Source organism: Streptomyces sp. S465, assembly GCF_026898115.1.
Taxonomy (GTDB): Bacteria; Actinomycetota; Actinomycetes; order Streptomycetales; family Streptomycetaceae; genus Streptomyces; species Streptomyces luomodiensis.
Genome location: NZ_CP114036.1, coordinates 2,479,293 through 2,496,152, shown reverse-complemented (window position 1 = coordinate 2,496,152; position 16,860 = coordinate 2,479,293). Strand labels below are relative to the sequence as shown.

Here is a 16,860-nt window from a genome sequence, read left to right as displayed (position 1 = left end):
TGCGGCCCGGGTGGGGGCGTGGTGCGGGGCGCGCGGGACCAGCGGGGGCGTGGTGCGGAGCGTGCGGGCGAGCGCGGCGGGGAATGCGACGTGCGGGGTGCTTGTTGTGCTCCCCGTAACGAACGATCACTGAACGATCACCGTGACGGTTCCCCCCATCCCCTCACCCGATCCACCGCCTCATCACCGAGCACGTACCCGGGGAAGGAAACGGCTGTGCGCGAGCCCACGCCCGAGACCCATGTCATCGACTACCGCGCCGCGGAGCAGCTGCTCGCCGCCCGAGACCCACGGGGCGCCGTGAAGCTGCTCGACTCGGTCATCAGCGCCCACCCCGAGAACACGGCGGCCCGGCTGCTGCGGGCGCGTGCCTTCTTCGGCGCGGCGCAGCTGCGCTCGGCGGAGCTGGAGTTCCAGCTCGTCCTGGAGCGCGAGCCGGACAACGCCTTCGCCCACTTCGCCCTGGCCCGCACCCTGGAGCGGGCCAACCGCCCGGCCGAGGCCACCCGCCACTTCCGGCTGGCGGCGGCGCTCGACCCCCGTCCGGACTTCGTCGAGGCGGCCCGGTTCGGCGAAAAGGGCGGAAGGGACGGATAGGGGACGGGCAAGCGGGGCCGGGGAGCGGGCGCGGATGAGCGGGGCGGGGATTCCGTCAGCGCCAGAGGGCGAACCCGCCGAGCACCACCGCGCCCAACAGCACCACTCCGCCCAGGCCCAGCGCCACCCCACGCTGCCGGGCGATGTCGTACGGGTCGGCCGCCCGGCCCCGCCGCGCCTCCCGCCGCCCGTACGGCTCTCCGGTTCCGGAGAACAGCAGCCCGAGCGCACAGAGCGCGACGCCGATCGCCAGCACCCCCATGACGGCCCCCTGTCGCGGCAGGTACTCAGCAGGTATGCAGCTGGTACTCGGCAGTATCTCCCGGAACGCGGCGCTCCCGGCCGTCGATATCCCGTCACCGCCTAAGCGGCGGCCACGGCGCTCAGCGCCGCCCGCGATTCCCGCGCTCCATGATCGGTGCGTACGGCGGCACGTCCGGGCCGGGCTGATAGTGCGGTCCCTGCCGGATGTGCCGGATGACCAGGACCAGATCGACCAGCGTGACGACGGCGAGCGCGGCACACGCGGCCGCCCATCCCGGCCGGCCCGCGAGCGCGAAGGCGACGGCGCCGCCGAGTGTCCAGAGCAGCCCCCACGTGGCCAGCCCCAGCCGCATGCGCAGAGGGCTGCGCGCGTGCAGAGGTTCATCACCCGTTCGGATCAGCCTCATCGGCATGGCAGCGCATCTCCCGTTTGTTCCCGATTCCTCCTGGTTTCTGCCATGTCGAATCTACCGCCGGGGGACGCACCCCGACACCTGAGATCATGTTCTGGGCGTCCGGACGGGACGGCGCGAGACGAGAACGATGAGGAGCTGCCAGTGATCCGTCAGTCATGGGACGAATCGGCCGCCAAGCGGGCCCGTATCCGCGGCTGCCTGCTGGGCGGGGCGATCGGGGACGCCCTCGGCAACCCGATCGAGTTCCTCTCCCTGCGGGCGATCCGCGAGACCCACGGCGGCGCGGGCGTCACCACCCTGGTCCCGGACGACAGCGGTTTCGTGGGCCGGATCACCGATGACACCCAGATGACCCTCTTCACGGCGGAGGGCCTGATACGGGCCCATGCCAGGTCCTCGTCCAAGGGCGCCGACGGGTCCGACAGCGCCATCGTCCGCCATGCCTATCTGCGCTGGCTGGACACCCAGAACCACCCCGGGCCGCCGCCCGCCGAGGGCGCCGGGGACGTGGTCCGGTCCGGCTGGCTGCGCACCCAGTCCTGGCTGTACGCGCGCCGCGCCCCCGGTAACGCCTGCCTCTCCGGCCTCGCCGCGAAGCACGTCCCGGCCCCGCGCGGCCCCCTCGACGGCACCCCCGGCCCGGTGAACCCCGGCTCCAAGGGCTGCGGCACCGTGATGCGCTCAGCGCCGTTCGGCCTCACCGGGCTCGACCCCCGCGACTGCTTCGAACTCTCCGCCCGCTGCGCCCAGATCACCCACGGCCATCCGACGGGCTACTACGCGGCCGGGGCCCTGGCCGCCATGATCGCGTGCCTGCTCGACGGCGAGTCCCTCGAAGGCGCGACCCTGCGCGCCCTGGAGCTCCTCGCCCGCTATCCCGGGCACGAGGAGACCACCGCCGTCCTCCGCAAAGCGGTCGACCTGGCGGCCGAGGGCGAACCGACCGCCGAGAAGGCCGAATCGCTCGGCGGCGGCTGGGTCGCCGAGGAGGCCCTGGCCATCGCGGTCTACAGCGCCCTGGCCCGCACCCCCGCGCAGCAGATCCTCTATGGCCCCGGCGGCAAGATCAGCTATGAGCCGGCGCCGCCGCGCACCCCCGTCCAGGCGGCCCTTCTGCTCTCCGTCAACCACTCGGGCGACAGCGACTCGACGGGCGCCATCTGCGGCAACCTCCTCGGCGCCCACCACGGCGACCTCCGCCTCCCGCCGTCCTGGCTGGCCCGGATCGAGGGCCGCGCCACGATCGCGGAGCTCGCCGACGACTTCGCCGCCGAGTTCCACCGCTCCGTGGAGCTGTACGAGCCCTACGACGACGTGGTCTTCCCCCGCGACCGCTACCCGCTCAGCTGACCCGCGCCCGGCAGCCGGTGCGCGGGCGCGCCGGCCTCGGCGGGGCGCTCGCTCAGGTCCTCATGGAGCCGTCCGTGTCCTCGCCCCGGACATAGCGCTGGAGCTTGTGGAGGAGGGGGAAGCGCTCGCGCTTCTCCCGGGTGCTGCGGTCGAGCTCCTCCATGAGGCGGGTGGAGCGCTGTTCCATGTCGAGTTCGTCGAGGATGCGGTCGATCTCCGCGAGCAGGGCTCCGTGCAGCTGCCACTGGCGGGGGTGCTCCTGGACCCGGCGCAGCAGGAGATTGGCGGCGCGGTCGCGGCCGGCGTGGGCCTTGACGAGCTCGCTGGCCAGGCGGGATTCGGCCTCCTCGGCGTTGGCGCTGACCTGGGTGGTGACCAGGATGGCGAAGCTCTCGATGGCGGCGGCGAGGTGGACGAAGAGATCCTGTAGGGCGTCCGCCACGTCCGGGGGGAAGAGGGGCTCTTCCATCCGTTTCTTGGCGAGGTCGGTCAGGGTGCGGGTCATCACGCGCAGGATGACGGTGCAGATCTCCAGCGTGTCCAGGCCGGTGCGGAGCACCACGCGGTACAGCAGGCCCTCCTTGACCCGGGGGTTGAGCCGCACGCTGTCCTCCGCCTGGCGGAGCGCGGCGTCGACCTGGGCGATGTCGTGGTCGAGGCGGCGGGCCTCGTGGAGGCGGGCGGCGGCACGGTCGACGGCGACCTGGCTGCCGAGTTCCTCGCCGATGTGGAGCAGCAGCTGACGCATCCGGCGGGCCAGGTCCTCGATGGACTGGCCGGCCGTCTGGACCCAGACCGGAGGGGCGAGGAAGAAGTTGAAGGCCATTCCGACGCCCGCCCCGATGAGGGTCTCCAGCACCCGGTCCCAGGCGTAGGTGGTCACCTGGGCGACGCCGAGGACCAGCATGGCGCTGATCGCCACCTCTTGGACCCAGTCGCCCACCCGGGTGAGATAACCGGCGGTCTGCGCGGCGAGGATGATCAGACCCAGACTCCACCAGGTCAACCCCACCAGGATGCTGAAGCCGATGGCGATCAGGACACCCACGACCACGGCCTGCACCCTGCGCAGGCTCCTGGTGAGGGTCGCGTAGAGGGTGACCTGGACGACGAGCAGGGCGGTGAGCGGGGCGGTGAGCGGAGCGGGTTCCTTGCTGAGCTTGAGAGCGACGACGTACGCGATGATCGCGGCGGCCGTGGACCGCACTGTCTGCACGACGACCGGGTCATGGCGCCGTTTGACGAGTTCCGCCACTGGGTCGAGAACATCGGGCACGTACTAGCCCCTTCCACGCCGAGGGGGCCGCCATGTCACCGGCGGTCGCGGACGGGTTAACGTGTCGCGCGTGATCAGGCCATTCAACGCAACGCAGGGGACCGAGGACGGCGCGGTGCTTCCCGGGAGCACCGGCCCCGCCGCCACCGTCGAGGCCCATCCGCGCCAGGTCGGGCGGGTGCGGACGGAGTACGCACCGGATCCGGACGGGGACCCGGACCCCGGGGAGATCGTCTGGACCTGGGTGCCGTACGAGGAGAACGACGGCCGCGGCAAGGACCGGCCGGTGCTGGTGGTCGCGCGGGAACGGGGCGGGACGCTGCTCGCCGTGCAGCTGTCGAGCAAGCGGCACGACGACGACCGCGAGTGGGTGGCGATCGGCTCCGGGCCGTGGGACCGGGCCGGGCGCGAGTCCTGGGTCGACCTGGACCGGGTGCTGCGGGTGCACCCGGAAGGGATGCGGCGGGAGGCGTGCGCCCTGGACCGGCCGCGCTTCGACCTGGTGGTGATGCGGCTGCGGCGGCGGTACGGCTGGAGCTGAGGGAACCGTGGACCGAGGGGAACCCGGACTCAGATGTCGGCCAGCGCCATCAGCTTGGTGACCGTGTTCCAGTTGCGGGCGGTGGCCGGCACGCCGAGCCGGGCGTTGGTGACCTTCGCCGCGAGCTTGGAGCGGCCGATCCCGTCCGGACAGCGCAGGAAGATCTCCCGGCCGACGAGGCGGAACTCCTCCGGGGCGTAGGCGGCCGGATCCAGCGCGTCCAGCGCGGCGGTGTCCGCGGGCACGTCCGCCAGGAAGACCACATGCAGGGTCCTGGGCTCGGCCGCGGCCTCCGGATAGGGGTTGGCCTCGATCACCGCGGCCAGCTCGTCGCGGGTACGGACCATGACGGGCACGGGGAAGCCGAGGTCGGCGGCGAAGTGGTCCTCGAGCGTACGGGCCGTCCGCTCGGGCGGGGTGCCGGGGTCCGCGAAGACGATGTTGCCGGTCTGGAGGTGGACGGTGACGCGGCCGAAGCCCAGCTCGGCCATCAGCGCGCGCTGCCGCGCCATGGGGAACTTCCGCTTCCCGCCCACATTGATGCCGCGGAGCAGCGCTATCTGAGATGCCATGGCCGGAGCGTAACCTGCCGGGGGCCGCTGAGCCGGGCCCCGCGGCCCATGCCGTGGGGGCCACGGCATGATGGGGGCGTGCGGCTCGAAGCGATCACTTGGGAACGGCTGACCGACGCGACCGCCGACCGCATCGCCGGACTGACGGCGGCGGACGGCAGCCCCTGGCTGAGGGTGGCCGTCGACGGTGCCCCGGCGGCGCCCACCGCCGAGCTGGCGCGGGGCCTGTCGGAGGCGCTGCGGGTCCGGGGGCGTCCGGTGCTGATGGTCGCGTCGGCGGGGTTCTGGCGGCCCGCTTCGCTGCGCTTCGAGTACGGGAAGCGCGACCCCGACGCCTACTACGACCGCTGGCTGGACACCGGCGTCCTGTGGCGGGAGGTCTTCGCCCCGCTGGAGCCGGGGCCGGGCGGCACCGGGCGGGTGCTGCCCGACCTGTGGGATCCGGTGACCGACCGGGCCACCCGCAGCCCGTATGCCGAACTGCCCCGGGGCGGGGTGCTGTTGCTGCACGGTGCGCTGCTGCTGGGGCACTGGTTCCCGTTCGATCTGTCGGTGCATCTGCGGTTGTCGCCGGCCGCCCTCGCCCGTCGCACCGAGGAGGACGACCACTGGACCCTGCCGGCCTTCGCCCGCTACGAGGACGAGGTGGGACCCGGTGAGGCGGCGGATGTGGTGGTGCGGGTGGACGACCCCCGGCATCCGGCCTGGCACCGCCCGGAGCCGTAGGGGGGACGCCCCGGGGCGGTGCGCGGGGGCAGGAGGTCACTCCTGGGCCGGCGGGCATTCCTTCCAGGCGAAGTGGTAGGTGGTGCTCACATCGCCGTCCGTCGAGTCCATGGTGATGAAGCTCGTCGTGTTGGTGGTGTCGGAGCTTCCGGCGTTGACGCGCAACTCTGTGTTGATGTTGAAGTTGCGGAGTTCACCGCACGGCGACCACACCACGGTGGCGATGTCCGAGACGTTGGTGGTCTGCCAGTTGTCGTCGTAGACGCCGGTGAAGTCGTGCGAGTTGGACGAGGTCTGCGACTGGCCCTGGAAGTAGTACGACGCTTTCTGGGTGGCGGACGCGCCATCTTCCAGATGGGCGAAACCACGGTAGTCGACACTGGCGATGGCGTAGGAAAAGCCCTGCGGCACATGCGTGACCAGACTCAGCTGACAGTTCTTTCTGAAGTCCGTCGGCGTGGACCCCTGGCCCACCTGGGCGAGATAGTCGCTGTAGGTCACGGTGAAGGCCGTGTTGTCGGGGGAAACGGCGACCGCCGCGGTGCCCGCCGGACAGCCCGATCCGTTGACGGTCGCGACCGTAATCACGATCTTGTCGGGTGGCACGGTGTCGAACGGCGGTTGTGCATATGCCTGGGAAGTAAGCGTCGAGGCGAATAACGCCGCGACCATGCCGCCTGCGTAGAGAACACCGGACATGATTCTCCATTCGATGTTCGAGGTTCTGGGTGCGATGGTGGATTTACCGTGTCACTGGACGGAGGAGGAACATTCCTTCCAGGCGAGGTGGTAAATGGTGTTGACCCCGCCGTCCGTCGAGTCCATGGCCATGAAGCTGGTGCTGCCCGTGGGGGAGGTGCCGGCGCTGACCCGCAGCTCGGTGTTGATGTTGACGTTCCGGTCCTGGCCGCAGGGGGCCCACACCAGGGCGCTGTAGTCGGTGCTGTCGGTGGTCTGCCAGTTGTCGTCGTACGGACCGCTGAAGTCATGGGTCCGTGACGCGGTGTCCGCCGAGCCCTGGAAGTAGTAGCTCGCCTTCTCGGTGCCCTGGGCGCCCTTTTCGAGGTGGCCATAGCCCCGGTAGTCGACCTGGGCGATGGCGTAGGTGAATCCCTGCGGTACGTGCACACCCAGGTTGAGCTGGCAGTTCTTGCGGATGTCGGTGGGGTCCGCATCGGGGCCGACCTGGGCGAGATAGTCGCTGTAGGTCACGGTGAAGGCCGTGTTGTCAGCGGCCACGGCCACGGCGGCGGTGCCCTGGGGACAACCCGAACCGTTCACCGTTCTGACGCTTATCTGGATCTTTTCCGACGGCGCATCGGGGGCCGGGGAAACCCCCTGGGCGGAAAGGGCGGAGGCGAATAACGCCGCGACCGCGCCGCCCGCGAGCAGAACACCGGACATGGCTCTCCAATTCGATCATCTGTGGGGACGTAGTTGAGCCGTGAATTTCCCAGGAGCGGGAAGGTCTGCGAAGAGCGGAAAGTGCGCGAAGGGCAGGAAGGCCGCTGTTAAGATAAGGGCGAAAGGCAAGCGCCACAAGACGGCCGAGGAATTCCGGAACAAGATATTTCCGTCCCGGCCGGCGGCCGGACGATTCAGAAGAGCGGCTGCGGAAGAACGCCTTCCAGCGCCAGCAGGGCGCGCTTGGTCTCCAGCCCCCCGCCGAAGCCGCCGATGCCGCCGCCGCTTTCCACGACCCGGTGGCAGGGGACCACGACCGGCAGCGGATTGCTCCCCATGGCCACGCCGACGGCGCGGGCGGCGCCCGGCTCGCCCACCCGGTCGGCGAGGTCCTGGTAGCCGACGACCGTGCCATAGGGGACATGGGCGGCCAGCTCGCGCAGCACCCGGCGGTTGAAGCCGGTGATCAGCGACCAGTCCAGGGGGAGGGTGAACGCCTTGGTCTCGCCGGCGAAATAGCTCTCCACCTGCCGTATCGCCGCGGCGAGATGCTCGGCGCACCGAGGCGCCGGCCGGGCGGCCGCGGCGGCGGAGGACGCGGGCGGCCCGGCCGTGGGCCCGGCGCCGAGGCGGCGCGTGAGCCTGGCCACGGCCTCGGCCGCCGTCTCCCCCTCCGCGTGGAAGACCACCTGGGCCAGCCCCTCGTCGGTGGCCGCGAGCAGCAGTGGGCCGATGGGCGTGGCCGGCACGGCCCAGGCCCAGGCGCGCGCGTCCGCCCGCTCGGGTCGCTCCCGCGGGTCCCGCCGTGTCTGCCGCTGTGCGATGCTCACGCGTTCAGCGTAGAACCCACCACCGACAGCGCCCCGCCGGCCGCTCGGCCGACGGGGCGCCTCGTTTCGAGGAGCGGTGGGTCACGAAGCGTCGTCGAGGGCGTCCCGGACCACATCGGGCTTGTTGGTGATGATGCCGTCCACGCCCATGCCCGCGACCGAGACCGCCGACGGGCCGTCGTTGACGGTCCAGGTGTAGACCTCCAGCGGCTTGCCGTGTGCCCCCTTCACGGCCTGCACCGCGGCCACGTAGTCGGCGTCGATGGTCTTGTAGCTGGGGTTGATCTGGTCGGAGAACTCGGCGTACTCCGGGAGATCGGCGACGGCCGGGGTGCCCAGAAAGCCGGTCTTGACGTCCGGCCGCAGCCGGTGGACCGTCCGCATGGACGCGGCGTCGAAGCTCTGGACGATCAGCCGCCGCTTGTGCCGGTGGTCCAGCCAGCCCTCTCTGCGCAGCTCCCGCAGCGTCTGGCGTTCGATCCCGGGATAGAGCTCGGGGGACTTGAGCTCCAGGAGGAGCTTTTGGTGGTTGTCCGAAACCCGGTCCATGTACTCCTCCAGGGTGGGCACCGCCTCGCCCTGGAACTCCGGGCCGAACCAGCTTCCGGCGTCCAGCTTCTCGATCTCGTCGAGGGTGAAGTCGGAGATGTTCCAGGGGGCGCGGTCCGGGAAGACCTCCTCGGCGTTGGTGGTCCGGCTCAGCGTGGTGTCGTGCATCACGATCAGCTCGCCGTCCTTGGTGCGCTGGACGTCGTTCTCCACCCAGTCGATGCCCAGGTCGTCGGCGGCGTCGACGGCGGCCAGGGTGTTCTCGGGGGCGTATCCGGAGGCCCCCCGGTGGGCCACGGTGACCGTGTGGTGGTGCGGATGGCCGGTGGCCTGGGCCGCGGCCGTGGGGAGGAAGAGCGCGGACATCCCGATGAGCGCGCCGGTTAACGCGGCGGCCGGGCGGATCTGCATACGGACTCCTCGCATCGTCTGACGTGCGTCTGACTCATGGACGGGCAGAGGGTCCCAGATGCGCGGTAGCGGGGGATAGGTATCGGATGGACGGAAAATTCGTGTGGCGGGCGGCATCGCCCGCGTGATCATGCCAATCCGGACGGGCGCCGGGCAGCGGGCGGCGCGGCGGAACGCCCGCCGTTGTCAGTGGTGAGTCGTACCGTGGGTGACATGCGGCCCGTAACTCAGCTCGAACGCAAGGTGGCGCCCTTCGAGGTCGTCAGCCCCTATCAGCCCAGCGGTGACCAGCCCACGGCCATCGCCGACCTCGACCGGCGCGTCCGCGCGGGCGAGAAGGACGTCGTCCTGCTCGGCGCGACCGGCACCGGCAAGTCCGCCACCACCGCGTGGATGATCGAGAAGCTTCAGCGGCCCACGCTGGTCATGGCTCCGAACAAGACGCTGGCCGCCCAGCTGGCCAACGAGTTCCGCGAGCTGCTGCCGAACAACGCGGTCGAGTACTTCGTCTCGTACTACGACTACTACCAGCCCGAGGCGTACGTCCCGCAGTCGGACACCTACATCGAGAAGGACTCCTCGATCAACGAAGAGGTGGAGCGGCTGCGCCACTCGGCGACGAATTCGCTGCTCACCCGGCGTGACGTGGTCGTGGTGGCATCCGTCTCCTGCATCTACGGCCTCGGCACGCCGCAGGAGTACGTGGACCGCATGGTGCCGCTCAAGGTCGGCGAGGAGATCGACCGCGATCAGCTGCTGCGCCGCTTCGTCGACATCCAGTACACCCGCAACGACATGGCGTTCACCCGGGGCACCTTCCGGGTCCGCGGCGACACCGTCGAGATCTTCCCGGTCTACGAGGAGCTCGCGGTCCGCATCGAGATGTTCGGCGACGAGATCGAGGCGCTCTCCACGCTCCACCCGCTCACCGGCGAGGTGCTCAGCGACGACCAGGAGCTCTATGTCTTCCCGGCCAGCCACTATGTGGCCGGGCCCGAGCGCATGGAGAAGGCCATCGCCGGGATCGAGGCCGAGCTCACGCAGACCCTGGCCCGGCTGGAGAAGCAGGGCAAGCTGCTGGAGGCCCAGCGGCTGCGGATGCGCACCACCTACGACATCGAGATGATGCGGCAGATCGGCACCTGCTCGGGTATCGAGAACTACTCGCTGCACATCGACGGCCGTGAGCCCGGCTCCCCGCCGCACACCCTGCTGGACTACTTCCCGGAGGACTTCCTCCTGGTCATCGACGAGTCGCATGTCACGGTGCCGCAGATCGGCGCGATGTACGAGGGCGACGCCTCCCGTAAGCGGACCCTGATCGAGCACGGTTTCCGGCTGCCCTCCGCGCTCGACAACCGCCCGCTGAAGTGGGAGGAGTTCCTGGAGCGCGTCGACCAGACCGTCTACCTCTCCGCGACCCCCGGCCCGTACGAGCTCTCCCGGGGCGACGGCTTCGTGGAGCAGATCATCCGCCCGACCGGTCTGGTCGACCCCGAGGTCGTCGTCAAGCCGACCGAGGGCCAGATCGACGATCTCATCCACGAGATCCGCACGCGTACCGAGAAGGACGAGCGCGTGCTGGTCACCACCCTCACCAAGAAGATGGCCGAGGACCTCACCGACTACATGCTGGAGCTCGGCATCCAGGTGCGCTATCTGCACAGCGATGTGGACACCCTGCGCCGGGTCGAGCTGCTGCGCGAGCTGCGCGCCGGCGAGTTCGACGTGCTGGTGGGGATCAACCTGCTGCGCGAGGGCCTCGACCTTCCGGAGGTCTCGCTGGTCGCCATCCTCGACGCGGACAAGGAGGGCTTCCTGCGCTCGGGCACCTCGCTGATCCAGACCATCGGCCGGGCCGCCCGTAACGTGTCGGGCCAGGTGCATATGTACGCCGACAAGGTCACCCCGGCGATGGAGAAGGCCATCGAGGAGACCAACCGGCGCCGCGAGAAGCAGATCGCGTTCAACAAGGCCAACAAGATCGACCCGCAGCCGCTGCGCAAGAAGATCAACGACATCGTGGCGCAGATCGCTCGTGAGGACGTCGACACCGAGGAGCTGCTCGGCACCGGCTACCGCAAGACGAAGGACGGCAAGGGCGCCAAGACCCCCGAGGCGGCGGCGGGCGGAAAGGCGGCCAAGGGCGGCAAGGGCGCCAAGGCTGCCAAGGGCAAGGCCAAGGAGCCGGTGCTGACCGACCGGCCCGCAGCCGAACTCGCCGAGCAGATCGAGGAGATGACCGACCGCATGCGGGCCGCGGCGGCGGAGCTCCAGTTCGAGGTGGCGGCCCGACTGCGCGACGAGGTGGCGGAGTTGAAGAAGGAGCTGCGGCAGATGCGGGAGGCCGGGGTCTCCTGACGGCCGGGCGCCCCGGACCCGCCGGGGCGCCCGCCCCTCTCCGTGCCGCGGGGCCGCCCGGCTGCCCCGCGGTGCCGCAAGGCCGCACCCCTGCGCAAGGCCGCACCCCTGCTCCGCCGTGCCGCGAACCCGCACGGCTGCTCCGCCGTGCCGCGAACCCGCACCTGCTCCGCTGTGTTGCAAGACCGACACAAAAGCCCGCTCGTCCGGCCGGAGTCCTGGTCGCAGTGCATAGGGTTTTCGACAGGGCCGTGCACACGGCGCGGCCACGGCCGCACTCCCGCGGCGGCCACGGGGAATCGAGAGACGAGAGTAGGGACAGCGCGTGACGGTCAACATGTCCAAGGGACAGGCCATCAGCCTACAGAAGGCCGACGGGGGCACCCTGACCGCGGTGCGGATGGGGCTGGGCTGGCAGGCGGCGCCCCGCCGCGGGCTGTTCGGCTCCCGTACGCGGGAGATCGACCTCGACGCGTCGGCGGTCCTCTTCGCCGACAAGCAGCCCACCGATGTCGTCTTCTTCCGCCACCTGGTCAGCGACGACGGCTCGGTCCGCCACACCGGTGACAACCTCGTCGGCGGCGCCGGGCAGGGCGGCGACGACGAGGCGATCCTGGTCGACCTGCAGCGGGTGCCGGTCCACATCGACAAGATCGTCTTCACGGTGAACTCCTTCACCGGCCAGACCTTCGCCGAGGTGCAGAACGCGTTCTGCCGGCTGGTGGACGAGACCAACGGCCAGGAGCTCGCCCGCTACACCCTCACCGGCGGCGGGCAGTACACCGCCCAGATCATGGCCACCGTCCAGCGGGCGGGCAGCGCCTGGCAGATGAGGGCGATCGGCGAGCCGGCCAACGGACGCACCTTCCAGGACCTGATGCCGCATATCCTGCCGCATCTGTAATCCGCCGTTCGGCGAGCGCGTGTGTCCCGGTGGGCCCGCGCGCTCGCCGTACCATCCGCACGCATGCGGATCCACGGCACACCGCGGAACACAACGAGGGGACGCAAGCCATGACGGCCGAGCTGGTCCGAGGGCAGAACCACCCCCTGCCCCAGACCCGTTTGGAGATCCGGATCTCGGCGGGCCATCCGATCGTGGCCGGGGCCACCCTCGGCGATGAGCGGGGCACGGTGCACGGCGCCGAAGGGGTCGCGCACCCCGCCTCGCCCCAACTGGCCGGGATAGAGGTGCCCAGACAGGCGGCGGCCGACCACCGGCTCGCCGTCGACCTCGACGCGATGCCCGAGAACGTCCACCGGGTCACCGTGCTGCTCGCGCTGCCGACCGGCGTCGGCGGCCCGGACCGGTTCGGCGCCACGGCCGCGCCGTTCGTCGCCGTCACCGGCCTCGACGGCACCGAGATCGCCGGCTACACCATCACCGGCCTGGACTCGGAGTCCGCGGTGGCCGCCCTGGAGCTCTACCGCAGGCAGGGCGCCTGGAAGGTGCGCGCCGTCGGCCAGGGGTACGCGGACGGGCTCGCGGCCATGCTGCGTGACCAGGGGCTCGAGCAGGGCGCCGAACTCGCGGCGCGGATCAACGAGGCGGTGGTGCGGGGCATGGCCCGCTCGGTCGCCCAGCCCCCGCCCCGTTCCGAGGACGACGGCCGGGTGCGCACGGCCACCGCGGGCGGCGGTGCCGCCCCGGCCCCCGCCCAGCCGCAGACCCCGCCGCAGCAGCCGCAGGGCGCGCCCTGCGGCCAAGGGCCCGTCAACTATCAGCACCCAGGCCGCCGTACGGCCGCGCCGCCCCCGCCCCCGCCGTCCGTGCCGCCCGCCACGCCCGGACAGCCCGCCCGGCCGGTCGCGGGCGACGCCTCCGGCTGGACCATGGACGAGCGGCTCTACAACCAGGTCTGGGGGATGTTCGAGGACCTGGCCCGCACCACCGCGGCCTATCGCAGCGCCGTGGACTTCGCGGAGTCCCGGATGGAGCAGGAGCTGGACCGGGTGCTCTCCGATCCGCGCACCCGGGTGGGCCCGGCGGCCGACTCCGCCCGCGCCGAGGCGCGCGCCAGGCACACCGACCTCGTCGAGCAGGCCCGCGCCGCCTTCGACCGCGATCTGGCGCAGCTCACGGCCGAGGCCGAGGTGGTGGAGCCCGCGCTGCCGCCCGCCTACGCCCGCTGGGACAGCCCGGTGTGGCAGGCGTACCAGGTGCCGATGGAGATGCCGATGGCCCTGCGCCTGGGCGAGCTGCACCTCCCGGAGCGCGCCGATCTGCGCATCCCCATGCTGGTGCGGCTGCCCCTGGAGCGGGGGCTGTGGATCGACGCCGGGCGTTCGGGCTCGTTCGACGGGGGGCCGGCCGACCCCGGCGAGCTGCGCCGACTGGCTGCGGACACGGCGGTGACGATCGCCGCGCGGCTGCTGGCCGTCTATCCGGCGGGGGAGTTCTCGGTGCGTGTGATCGACCCGGCGGGTTCGGCCGCGGGCTCGCTCGCCCCGCTGGTGGGGTCGGGTGCGCTGGGCGAGCCGCCGGCGGCCGGCGCCCAGGGGGTCTCCGCGGTGCTCGCCTCGCTGACCCGGCGTGTCGACCTGGTGCAGATGGCGATGCGCAGCGGTGCCACGGACGCGCTGCCGCCCGATCTGGACACCGCCGAGCAGCTGCTGCTCGTCCATGACTTCCCGCACGGCTTCGACGACCGGGCCGTCACCCAGCTGCGCTATCTGGCGGACGAGGGGCCCTCGGTGGGCGTGCATCTGATGATGGTCGCCGACCGTGAGGACGCGCGGGACTACGGTCCGGTGCTCGATCCGCTGTGGCGGTCGCTGCTGCGGCTCACTCCGGTCGCCGACGACCATCTCGCCGACCCGTGGGTGGGCCATGCGTGGACGTATGAGCCGTCGATGGTGCCGCGGGGCAGTCAGGTGCTGGACCAGGTGCTGCGGCAGATGGTGAGGGCCCGCCAGTCGTATGGGCGTTGACCAGCTCTTTTGCCCATCTCTTTACTCTCTCATGGGAATTCCTGTACTCTTCTTTACGCGGAGGGGAGTACTCCTGTAGCGGTGTTCCCGTCACCACGGATGCCGTCCGGTCCCAGGAGACCGGATGGCATCCCGGGGCACCGGTCCACGGCTCGGCCATGGGCGGAGGAGACCTCCGGCAGCGACGACGCTGAGATTGCCGTACGAATGCCGGAGGAACCGTGGACGTTTCGTGGGCCATGTGGGGGCTGACCATTGGTGGGCTGTGTGCCCTCATCGCCGCCGACTTCTTCATAGGCGGCCGCAAACCCCATGAGGTCTCCCTCAAGGAGGCCGGGATCTGGACCGCCGTCTGGGTCGCCCTTGCCGCGCTCTTCGGGCTCGGGCTGCTGGTCTTCGCCGGCGGCGGGCCCTCCGGCGAGTTCTTCGCCGGCTTCATCACCGAGAAGTCGCTGAGCGTCGACAACCTCTTCGTCTTCGTGCTGATCATGGCGAAGTTCGCGGTGCCGACGGTCTATCAGCAGCGTGTGCTGATGGTGGGGGTGCTCATCGCCCTGGTGCTGCGCGCGGTCTTCATAGCCGCCGGCGCCGCGATCATCTCGACCTTCGCCTGGGTCTTCTACATCTTCGGCGCGTTCCTCATCTGGACGGCCTGGAAGCTCATCCAGGAGGCGCGGGCCGATGAGGAGGAAGCGGAGTTCGAGGAGAACCGGCTGCTCAAGGCGGTCGAGAAGCGGTTCCCGTCCACCGACGAGTACCACGGCACCAAGCTCTTCATCGTGCGGAACGGCAAGCGGCTGATGACCCCGATGCTGATCGTCATGCTGGCGATCGGCACCACGGACGTCCTGTTCGCGCTGGACTCGATACCCGCGATCTTCGGCCTCACCCAGGATCCGTACATCGTCTTCACCGCCAACGCCTTCGCCCTGATGGGCCTGCGCCAGCTGTACTTCCTGATCGGCGGCCTGCTCAAGAAGCTGGTCCACCTCTCGTACGGGCTGTCGATCATCCTCGGTTTCATCGGTGTCAAGCTGGTGCTGCACGCGCTGCACGAGTCAGGGGTGCACGTCCCGGAGATCAGCATCCCGGTCTCGCTCGGGGTGATCTGCGCGGTGCTCGCCGTCACGACGGCCACCAGTCTGCACGCCTCGAGGAAACAGGCCCTGGTGGAGGCGGGGAACGGGGAGAGCCGGGCCCGGGACAAGGACAGCGTCGACGTCTGACGGCCCTGCGGCGTCACCGCCCTGACGGCGCCCGGCGGCGACCGAGGGCGTGCGGCGACGTCCGCGTCCCGGACCCGGGAGACCGGCTCACGCAGCCGCCTCCCCGGCCTCCAGAGGCCGTACGGCCGATCGTCCTTCCGGACGGTCGGCCGTCGGCCGTGTCTCCGGCAGCAGCACGAAGCAGCCCAGACTCAGCAGCGCGGCGGCGGTCAGATACACGGCGACGCCCCAGGGCGGGCCGTCGCCGTGGGACAGCGCCGTCGCCACGATCGGGGTGAGCGCCCCGCCCAGGACGCCCGCGAGGTTGTAGCCGAGCGCCGCGCCCGTGCAGCGCACCCGCGCCTCGAACAGCTCGGGCAGATAGGCCGAGGTCACGGCGAACATGGTGATGAAGGCGAGCAGCGCGCCCAGGAAGCCGAGGAACATCAGCGGCGGCTCCCCGGTGCGCAACAGCACGATCAGCGGAAACATCCACACCGCGGTGGCCACACAGCCCACCAGGCACAGCGGCCGCCGCCCGAAGCGGTCGCCGAGATGGGCCACCAGGGGCGTCAAGGCCCCCATGGCCGCCACGGCCGCCATGACACAGCCCAGCACGGTGGTGCGCGCCATGCCGAGCCGTTCCGTGCCGTACGCCAGGGACCAGGTCGTGACCGTGTAGAAGACGGCGTAGCCCACCGTGAGCCCGCCCGCGGTCAGCAGGACCAGCCGCCAGTGGCCGCGCACCACCTCGGCCAGCGGCGCGGCGGCCCGGCCGTCGCGTTCGGCCAGCTCCCGGAAGCGCGGGCTCTCGGTCAGCCGGGCCCGCAGCAGCAACCCGGCGCCCGCCAGCAGCCCCGCGCCCCAGAACGGCACCCGCCACCCCCAGGACCGGAACGCGCCCTCGCTCAGCGTGGCCGACAGGGCCAGCATGGTGCCGTTGGCGAGCAGAAAGCCGATGGCCGGGCCGACCTGCGGAAAGCCCGACCACAGCCCGCGCCGCCCGGCGGGCGCGTGCTCGGCGGTCAGCAGCACCGCACCACCCCACTCGCCGCCGAGCCCCAGCCCCTGGAGAAAGCGCAGCACGAGCAGCAGTACGGGGGCGGCGATGCCGATCGTGCCGTAGGACGGGACGAAGCCCACGGCGACGGTCGCGATCCCCGTCAGCAGCAGTGAGGCGATGAGCACCGGCCGGCGGCCGTGGCGGTCGCCGATGGGCCCGAAGAGCATCGAGCCCAGCGGCCGGGAGACGAAACCGACGGCGAAGGTGCCGAAGGCGGCGAGGGTGCCGGCCAGCGGGGAGAAGGTGGGGAAGAACAGCGGGCCGAGGACGAGCGCGGCGGCCGTGCCGTAGACGAAGAAGTCGTAGAACTCGATCGCGGTGCCGGCCAGGGAGGCGGCGGCGAGGCGGGCCATGGACACAGGGC

General features: G+C 71.1%; 17 protein-coding genes. 8 read left to right on the top strand and 9 right to left on the bottom strand.

Annotated elements, in window-relative coordinates; genetic code table 11:
• Positions 1-216: 216 nt before the first annotated feature.
• The gene (locus N6H00_RS10765; RefSeq protein WP_268971371.1) at positions 217-597 is read left to right on the top strand and encodes a tetratricopeptide repeat protein; all 381 of its coding nucleotides are present in this window, start codon (positions 217-219) and stop codon (positions 595-597) included.
• Positions 598-652: 55 nt separating this feature from the next.
• Here the strand turns inward: N6H00_RS10765 and N6H00_RS10760 are convergent, their stop codons facing one another.
• Complete coding sequence (locus N6H00_RS10760; RefSeq protein WP_268971370.1) at positions 653-859, bottom strand: hypothetical protein; 207 nt, start codon at positions 857-859, stop codon at positions 653-655.
• Between the two features lie 121 nt (positions 860-980).
• On the bottom strand, positions 981-1,274 hold the full coding sequence (locus N6H00_RS10755) for a DUF6343 family protein (protein WP_268971369.1): 294 nt from the start codon (positions 1,272-1,274) through the stop codon (positions 981-983).
• Between the two features lie 144 nt (positions 1,275-1,418).
• Here N6H00_RS10755 and N6H00_RS10750 point away from each other — a divergent pair, with 144 nt between their 5' ends.
• Positions 1,419-2,627 (top strand): ADP-ribosylglycohydrolase family protein, encoded by a 1,209-nt coding sequence (locus tag N6H00_RS10750; protein WP_268971368.1) that lies wholly within the window; start codon positions 1,419-1,421, stop codon positions 2,625-2,627.
• A gap of 52 nt (positions 2,628-2,679) precedes the next feature.
• On the opposite strand, the gene N6H00_RS10745 is transcribed toward N6H00_RS10750, so the two are convergent.
• Positions 2,680-3,903, bottom strand: a complete 1,224-nt coding sequence (locus tag N6H00_RS10745) for an FUSC family protein (protein ID WP_268971367.1) — start codon at positions 3,901-3,903, stop codon at positions 2,680-2,682.
• A 70-nt stretch (positions 3,904-3,973) separates the two neighbouring features.
• Between N6H00_RS10745 and N6H00_RS10740 the strand changes: the two genes are divergently transcribed.
• Positions 3,974-4,444: a type II toxin-antitoxin system PemK/MazF family toxin gene (locus N6H00_RS10740; protein ID WP_432280572.1), complete on the top strand. Its 471-nt coding sequence runs from the start codon at positions 3,974-3,976 to the stop codon at positions 4,442-4,444.
• A 29-nt stretch (positions 4,445-4,473) separates the two neighbouring features.
• On the opposite strand, the gene N6H00_RS10735 is transcribed toward N6H00_RS10740, so the two are convergent.
• Positions 4,474-5,016, bottom strand: a complete 543-nt coding sequence (locus tag N6H00_RS10735; protein WP_268971366.1) for a DUF1697 domain-containing protein — start codon at positions 5,014-5,016, stop codon at positions 4,474-4,476.
• Between the two features lie 78 nt (positions 5,017-5,094).
• Between N6H00_RS10735 and N6H00_RS10730 the strand changes: the two genes are divergently transcribed.
• Positions 5,095-5,742 (top strand): uridine kinase, encoded by a 648-nt coding sequence (locus N6H00_RS10730; protein ID WP_268971365.1) that lies wholly within the window; start codon positions 5,095-5,097, stop codon positions 5,740-5,742.
• 36 nt (positions 5,743-5,778) lie between these two features.
• Here the strand turns inward: N6H00_RS10730 and N6H00_RS10725 are convergent, their stop codons facing one another.
• From N6H00_RS10725 to N6H00_RS10710, 4 genes are all read right to left on the bottom strand, one after another.
• On the bottom strand, positions 5,779-6,441 hold the full coding sequence (locus N6H00_RS10725; protein WP_268971364.1) for a DUF4360 domain-containing protein: 663 nt from the start codon (positions 6,439-6,441) through the stop codon (positions 5,779-5,781).
• Positions 6,442-6,492: 51 nt separating this feature from the next.
• Positions 6,493-7,146, bottom strand: coding sequence for a DUF4360 domain-containing protein (locus N6H00_RS10720; RefSeq protein WP_268971363.1), 654 nt, complete (start codon positions 7,144-7,146; stop codon positions 6,493-6,495).
• Positions 7,147-7,340: 194 nt separating this feature from the next.
• Positions 7,341-7,976: a methylated-DNA--[protein]-cysteine S-methyltransferase gene (locus N6H00_RS10715; protein ID WP_268971362.1), complete on the bottom strand. Its 636-nt coding sequence runs from the start codon at positions 7,974-7,976 to the stop codon at positions 7,341-7,343.
• A gap of 81 nt (positions 7,977-8,057) precedes the next feature.
• The gene (locus N6H00_RS10710; protein ID WP_268971360.1) at positions 8,058-8,936 is read right to left on the bottom strand and encodes a glycerophosphodiester phosphodiesterase; all 879 of its coding nucleotides are present in this window, start codon (positions 8,934-8,936) and stop codon (positions 8,058-8,060) included.
• Positions 8,937-9,149: 213 nt separating this feature from the next.
• Here N6H00_RS10710 and uvrB point away from each other — a divergent pair, with 213 nt between their 5' ends.
• The 4 genes from uvrB (at position 9,150) to N6H00_RS10690 (ending at position 15,454) form a co-directional block, all read left to right on the top strand.
• Positions 9,150-11,297, top strand: a complete 2,148-nt coding sequence (uvrB, locus tag N6H00_RS10705) for an excinuclease ABC subunit UvrB (RefSeq protein WP_268971359.1) — start codon at positions 9,150-9,152, stop codon at positions 11,295-11,297.
• Between the two features lie 325 nt (positions 11,298-11,622).
• Complete coding sequence (locus N6H00_RS10700) at positions 11,623-12,201, top strand: TerD family protein (RefSeq protein ID WP_268971358.1); 579 nt, start codon at positions 11,623-11,625, stop codon at positions 12,199-12,201.
• A gap of 110 nt (positions 12,202-12,311) precedes the next feature.
• Positions 12,312-14,228: a TerD family protein gene (locus N6H00_RS10695; RefSeq protein ID WP_268971357.1), complete on the top strand. Its 1,917-nt coding sequence runs from the start codon at positions 12,312-12,314 to the stop codon at positions 14,226-14,228.
• 221 nt (positions 14,229-14,449) lie between these two features.
• The gene (locus N6H00_RS10690) at positions 14,450-15,454 is read left to right on the top strand and encodes a TerC family protein (RefSeq protein WP_268971356.1); all 1,005 of its coding nucleotides are present in this window, start codon (positions 14,450-14,452) and stop codon (positions 15,452-15,454) included.
• 87 nt (positions 15,455-15,541) lie between these two features.
• On the opposite strand, the gene N6H00_RS10685 is transcribed toward N6H00_RS10690, so the two are convergent.
• A complete protein-coding gene (locus N6H00_RS10685; RefSeq protein WP_268976916.1) occupies positions 15,542-16,849 on the bottom strand; it encodes an MFS transporter in 1,308 nt (435 codons plus the stop codon).
• Positions 16,850-16,860 lie beyond the last annotated feature (11 nt).

Coding starts and splice junctions, on each gene's coding strand:
- N6H00_RS10760 (WP_268971370.1), bottom strand. CDS start 859: ATGGGGGTGCTGGCGATCGGCGTCGCGCTCTGTGCGCTCGGGCTGCTG.
- N6H00_RS10755 (WP_268971369.1), bottom strand. CDS start 1,274: ATGCCGATGAGGCTGATCCGAACGGGTGATGAACCTCTGCACGCGCGC.
- N6H00_RS10735 (WP_268971366.1), bottom strand. CDS start 5,016: ATGGCATCTCAGATAGCGCTGCTCCGCGGCATCAATGTGGGCGGGAAG.
- N6H00_RS10725 (WP_268971364.1), bottom strand. CDS start 6,441: ATGTCCGGTGTTCTCTACGCAGGCGGCATGGTCGCGGCGTTATTCGCC.
- N6H00_RS10720 (WP_268971363.1), bottom strand. CDS start 7,146: ATGTCCGGTGTTCTGCTCGCGGGCGGCGCGGTCGCGGCGTTATTCGCC.
- N6H00_RS10710 (WP_268971360.1), bottom strand. CDS start 8,936: ATGCAGATCCGCCCGGCCGCCGCGTTAACCGGCGCGCTCATCGGGATG.
- uvrB (WP_268971359.1), top strand. CDS start 9,150: ATGCGGCCCGTAACTCAGCTCGAACGCAAGGTGGCGCCCTTCGAGGTC.
- N6H00_RS10695 (WP_268971357.1), top strand. CDS start 12,312: ATGACGGCCGAGCTGGTCCGAGGGCAGAACCACCCCCTGCCCCAGACC.
- N6H00_RS10685 (WP_268976916.1), bottom strand. CDS start 16,849: ATGGCCCGCCTCGCCGCCGCCTCCCTGGCCGGCACCGCGATCGAGTTC.